Annotated in this window: 4 protein-coding genes; all 4 read right to left on the reverse strand. The window is 59.9% G+C overall.

What is annotated here, in order from left to right; genetic code table 11:
- Window positions 1-5: 5 nt before the first annotated feature.
- On the reverse strand, window positions 6-1,025 hold the full coding sequence (locus N436_RS22080) for an ABC transporter substrate-binding protein (RefSeq protein ID WP_105947447.1): 1,020 nt from the start codon (window positions 1,023-1,025) through the stop codon (window positions 6-8).
- Between the two features lie 17 nt (window positions 1,026-1,042).
- Entirely contained in the window at window positions 1,043-1,942 is a 900-nt protein-coding gene (locus N436_RS22085) for a TauD/TfdA family dioxygenase (protein WP_110741942.1), read from the reverse strand.
- Between the two features lie 198 nt (window positions 1,943-2,140).
- Window positions 2,141-2,482 (reverse strand): tryptophan synthase subunit beta, encoded by a 342-nt coding sequence (locus N436_RS22090; protein WP_105947449.1) that lies wholly within the window; start codon window positions 2,480-2,482, stop codon window positions 2,141-2,143.
- A gap of 145 nt (window positions 2,483-2,627) precedes the next feature.
- The coding region (locus N436_RS22095) for a type I secretion C-terminal target domain-containing protein (RefSeq protein ID WP_146232684.1) at window positions 2,628-6,116 on the reverse strand (3,489 nt) is incomplete at its 5' end.

The raw sequence follows: 6,116 nt of genomic DNA on the forward strand, positions 1-6,116 counted from the left end.
ATCGGTCAGCTCCCCTGCAGCGGGCGTTCATCCTGGAAGAAGTAGTCCTTCCACGACTCCGGCTTGTGCTTGATGGCGCCTACCCGATAGAGGAAATCGGCCAGCTTGTAGGTGTTCTTGGGCGTAACGGTGAATTCGTACTGTGGGTTGTCGATCAGCTTGATCAGCGTGTCGCGGTCGATCTTGGCCTTGGTTACGCGGATATAGGTGTCGGCGGCAGCCGCCTTGTCTTTCTGGGCGAAGTCTGCAGCTTCGGCCAGAGCATCGACGAAGGCCTTGTAGGTTTTGGGGTTGTCCTTGCGGAACTTCTCGGTAGCAAACAGCAAGGTCGGCGAGTTGGGGCCGAGCAGGTCGTAGCTGTTGAGCACCACGTGCACGTCCTTGTTGGCCAGCACCTGGTCCTGGAACGGCGGGTTGGAGAAGTGCCCGTTCAGCTCGGTGCCGCCCGCCAGCAGCGCGGCGGTGGCGTCCGGGTGCGGCACGGCCAAGGTGTATTTGTCGAGGCGGTTGTATTCCTTGTCGCCCCACTGCTGGGCAGCGGCGTACTGCAGGAAGCGCGACTGCACCGAAACACCTACCGCCGGAACGGCGATACGGTCTTTGTCGGAGATGTCGGCGATGGTCTTCACGTTGGGGTTGCTGCTGACCAGGTAGTACGGGAAGTTGCCCAGCGAAGCCACGGCCTTCACGTTCTGCCGGCCCTTGGTGCGGTCCCAGACGGTCAACAGTGGCCCGACGCCAGCGCCGGCGATGTCCACCGAACCGGACAACAGTGCGTCGTTGATGGCCGAGCCACCCGACAGCTGCGCCCAGTCGACTTCGATGTCGATGCCCTGCTCCTTGCCGTGTTTCTCAATCAGGTGCTGGTCACGCACCACGTTCAGCAGCAGGTAGACGATGCCGAATTGTTCGGCAATGCGGATCTTGCCTTCGGCCTGGGCCACGGCGGGGGCAGCCAGGCTGCCGACGACCAGGCTTGCGCCCAGGCCGATGCTTGCCGCCAGGCGGCTGATGGATTTGCGCATGATGGTTTCCTCAGTCGTCAGAACGGGGCATCGCCCTGGATGGTGGTGCGGTACAGCTTGCGCCGCAGGTGCGCGGGGCAGCCGGTGGCCAGGTGGATCAGTGAGCGGTTGTCCCAGAACACCAGGTCATGGGGCTGCCACTGGTGGCGGTAAATGTTCTGCTCCAGCACGCTAAGGGCATACAGCTGCTGCAGCACGTCGCGGCTTTCGTCGTCTGGCAGGCCGACGATGCGGGTGGTGAAGCCTTCACTGACGAACAGGGCTTTGCGGCCGTTTTCCGGGTGAGTGCGGACTACCGGGTGAATGACTTCCTTTACCTGCGCCAGTTGCTCGGCAGTCAGGGTCGGGCGCCAGTTGCCTTCGAATTTGGTCTCGGCGTAGCGGGCGGTGTAGGAGTGAGCGGCACTGCGGCCCTCGACCACTTTGCGCAGGGCGTCAGGTACAGCGTCCCAGGCTTTGTGCATGTCGGCGAACAAGGTGTCACCACCTTCACTGGGCAGTTCCTGGGCATGCAGCATGGAACCGAGGCTTGGAAGCTCCTTGTACGACAGGTCCGAGTGCCAGAACTTGCCGGCATCACCCAGGCCGATGTTCTGGCCGTTCTCGATGATGTTGGAAACAATCAGTATCTCGGGGTGGCCAGTCAGCAGGAACTGCTTGAGCACATGGATCTGCAACTCACCGAAGCGGCGGCTGAAGGCGATCTGCTGTTCCGGGCTGATGCGCTGGTCGCGGAACACCAGCACATGGTGGTCGAGGTGGGCGCGGTGGATACGGGTGAAATCCTCGGCGCTGACCGGTTTGGCCAGGTCCAGGCCGATAATCTCGGCGCCTACGGCACCGGAGAACGGGCGGATTTCAAACACTTGCGGCTGGGCGCTGTCGATGGACGACAAGGCGTTCAAGGCGGCTGACATTTTTCACTCCCACGCAGTGCGCGACTTCAATGGCGCGCAACGATCAGAAACGCACGGGGTTTTCCCGTGTGGGTTCAAGTCGTGCGGCGCATCGATTGGTCGACGGGTACGCAGTGGAAGTGACTATAAAGTCATAAGAGCAATATTTTAAATACCTTTAACGCATAACCATAGCACTGGGGGCGGGGCGGCCCGCGATCAGATCAGCCCGCCCTGCTCTTCTTCGTCGATGAGGTTGTTCAGGCTGCTGAGCGCCTTGCGTGCCGTTGAGCGGTTGAGCAGCTTGGCCTGCGCGCCTGGGGGCAAGTCAGTGATCTTGAACACGCCCTTGGCGGTCAGCACATCGATAAGGTCTTCAAGCACGCGGATCATGTCCAGATCGCTTTGCTTGAGCTGGTTCAGGCTGTTTTCCACAACGTCATCGGCGAACCATTCCTGAACATCGGCATGGTCGGCGGGGAGCATTTCGGTGAACTGGTCAAAAGCGGCTGCTTCTACCCGCAGCAACTGGCCAGCGGCGTCGCGTTGCACGTAGAACATGGCGGTGTCCCTCGTCACGTTGGTTCCTTGTTGGTAGACAGCAGCATAGGCAAAGATCGCCAGGCACGCAGGCCCGGCGCAAGAGTATGCGCTGTTGGCAGATGGCAGGAAAGAGCCGGGGCCGCTAAGCGGCCCCGGTGGTCTATCAGCTGTCTTTGTTGTGGATGATGATGGTTGGGTCGGCACCACTGATCAACGAGTTGATCGTGGTGTTGGACCAGTTCACCCCTTCCAGCTTGATGGTCACGTCGGCGTTGGCGATACCACCTTCGGCGTTCAGCTTGCCTTCGCTGCTGACTTGCAGCGTCGTCGTGCCTTCCACCGTGGTGAGCTTCAGGTAGTTGTCGATGGTGCTGCCCTTCTCGCCCTGGAGCAGGTCCTTCAGGTCGATACGGTCGCCCTCGGCCACCTTGAAGTCCTTGATCACGTCGTTACCGATGTCGCCCGCCTTCCACACGAAGGTGTCGGCACCGCTGCCACCGATCAGGATATCGTTGCCCTGGCCACCGATCAGGGTGTCATTGCCGGTACCGCCCAGCAGGATGTCATTACCTTTGCCGCCATCGAGCGTGTCGTTACCACCCTGACCGAAGAGGATATCGTTGCCATTGCCGCCCGACAGGATGTCGTTGCCGTCTTTGGCACCGGAGATATCGAACTCGGTGTAGTGCTCGGTGATGTACTGGTGGACATTGCTGGTGGTAACGGAGCTGACCTCGACACCGCTCTTCTGCGCGACGTAAGTCTGCAGGGCCTGGTAACCCTCGCTGACAACACCGTTGAGGGTGATCAAGTCACCGAAGATGATGTCGTTGCCGTTGCCGCCATCGATGGTGTCGGCACCTGGCACCGTTGCTTCGGAGTGGCCGAGAATCGCCTTCGCCAGGTCGGACGGGTCGATGTTGGTCTGCGGCTTGCCGGCGCTGTCGTATGGCTTCAAATCGTTCAGCGTGACATCGCTGTTCAGGCCGATAGCCTGGACTTTGCTCAAGCCGCTGGTGCCACCCAGCACAGCGAAACTCGCCGTGGAACCTGCCGCCGAGTCCACATAGTTCCAGTAATCTGCGTAGCCGGTACCGTCCAGATTGGAGAACTCGTAGGTGCCATCGCCCTGTGCATGCAGGGTGCCGACCGTCTTGGTGGAGTCAAGCACCAGCGTACCCCAGCGGTTCTCGGAGTATGTCAGCACCTTGACTACGCCACTGCTGCTGATCTCGACCTTGTGCGTCGCGTCGGCCCAGGCACTGAAGGTATCGCCCATCTTGTAGTTGTTGACGTTGACCACATCGTCCAGGTTCTTGCCATTCTTCCACAGGCTAGGGTTGGTGTTCTCCCCGCTCTGGTAATACGTCGGCTTACCATCGGTAATGAAGTAGGTCAGGTTCTCCGCACCTTTATTGCTGGTGGCCATGGTGCTGTTGAAGAAGTTGGACGTGGTTTTGAACGCGTCTTCATAGTTGGTACCGCCACCGTTGTAGCCACCCACCATCGAGTTCAGTACCGCCTGCAGCTTGCTCAGGGCATCCGGGTCGGCAAGGTTCACCGCCACGTTCTTGTTCACCTGAGTGTCGAAGTCGACCAGGAAGATGTTCACGGTACCCGAGGTGTCGGAGCCCAGGCTGGCCTTGAGCGAATTGAACACCGAAGCCAGCTGCGTCTTCGCGTCGGCAATCGACTTGTCGCTCATACTGCCCGAGCTGTCGACCATGAAGGCGATGTTGTAGTTCTTGCCCTGAACCACGTTCAGGCCCGCCACGTCAGCAACGATGATGTCGTTGCCTTCGCTGCCGGTCATCGTGTCGTTACCCGAGGTACCCACGCTGGCCTTGTAGGTTGCGGCATACACCGTCACCGGGATATTGCCGGTAGTGATGGCCGAGCCGCCCAGGCTTTCTGTGGCAGTCGAGGTGACCGTGATGTCGAACGAGCCTTTGTAGTAGGCCGGCGGAGTCAGTGTCAGGCTGCTGAGTTTCCAGCCCGTCACATCTACCGGGCTACTGCCTACCGTTACGGTATGGCCAGCACCATCGCTCAGCACGGTCCCTTTCGGAATGCCGCTGAGGGTTACGTTCAGGGTTTCGGAACCGTCGGTATCGGTCAGGGCGGTGGAGATACCGACCAGTTTCACCGAACCACCTTCCGGCCCTTCGTTGAGCTTGTAGCCGTCGTAGTAGCTCTGACCATTCACGGTGTGCAGATCGGACACGCCCAGGCCAGCGTTGGCCATCTCGGTGACGTTCTGGTACATCTTGATGTTCGAGCTGCTCAGGTCGGTAACAGTACCCGAGCCTACCTGGATGTTCAGGTCATAGCTGCCTGGACCGGACTGGTTGGCATGGTAGACCTCGATCGGGTAGTAACCGCTGGTGGTCGGGGTAAAGGTGCCCGAAATCTTGCCACCAGCACCCCAGGTAGCCGTGACCACAGTGTTGCCACCGATGGTGAGCACGAAGCTGTCGTCAGCGGTACCGCTGAAGGTATAGGTCTTGCCAGCCTCCAGGTAGATCAGGCCCGAGGTCTTCGAACCGGTGCCAGCGGTGACGCTGCCATCGGACTGCACGTTGGTAATGGTGCTGCTGGAGTTGGCACTGCCAGAGTTGGCAAAGACCGTCTTCAGGTCGTCACCGGTAATGCCATTACCACCAGTACCCAAGTTTTTCAGGGTGTTCCAGACTTCCTTGGTCAGGCCTTTGGAGTCGATATCAGCGCTGCCGAAGCTCAGGGTCGGCTTGTCGGCAACCGGGCTGATGTCGACCTTCATGGTCACTTCGCTGCCCAGGTTGGTGCCGTCGTTCGGCTTGAACTTGAACTGCGCGTAGTCGGCCTGCTTGTTGCCTACGCCGTTGCCACCATAGTTGTCCGCGCCCGACTGGTTGAGAGCCGGCACAAACTTCAGGTTATTGGCAGTGATGTCGGCCTGGCTGATCACCTGGTTGACCGTCACGTTCACCCATGCAGTACCGTTGAAGAATTGCAGGGTGCCAGCGGCCGGGAGCGAGGTAATGGTTACGGACAAGCCAGTGTTGCCATCGGCATCGGTGGTTTTGAAATCACTCCATGCAAACACGTAGTCAGTGTCTTCCACACCAAACACCGCGCCACCGGGCGAAACCGGCAGGTGGTCGTTGTCGAGGATGGCAGTGGTCACACTCGACTTGGTGCTGTCAACTTGCAGGTTCTCGAAGGTACCACCGGTGGCGGTTTCGATCTTCACGGTGAAGTTCTCAGTACTTTCGACCAGCTTGTCGTCGATGGTAGCGATGTTGAACGTCGTGCCTGTGCTGTTGGCCGGGATCTTCACGGTGGTGACACCAGAGAAGTCCTCACCGTTCTTGGCGGTGCCACTGTAGCTGAGCGTGATGGTGACTTCGGACTTGGACGCATTGCTCAGGGTCAGCGTGTACTGGCCAGTTTCACCTTCAGTCAGCGAAGTGGTACCGGTGATGCCGACCGTGGTGACGTCGCCCTGGTTGCCCGTACCCGGTGTGCCCGAGCCTGGTTCGTCGGTCACGGTAGTGGTCACCGGCGCCTTGTCCAGGGTCAGTTGCTCGAACTTGCCGACGTCGGTGCCGCTGACCGAAGCGATCGACTTCACGACCGGGTCGTTGGCGCCCACGTACGGGTTGTCCGGCGC

Source organism: Pseudomonas sp. RV120224-01b (assembly GCF_003208145.1).
GTDB lineage: Bacteria > Pseudomonadota > Gammaproteobacteria > Pseudomonadales > Pseudomonadaceae > Aquipseudomonas > Aquipseudomonas monteilii.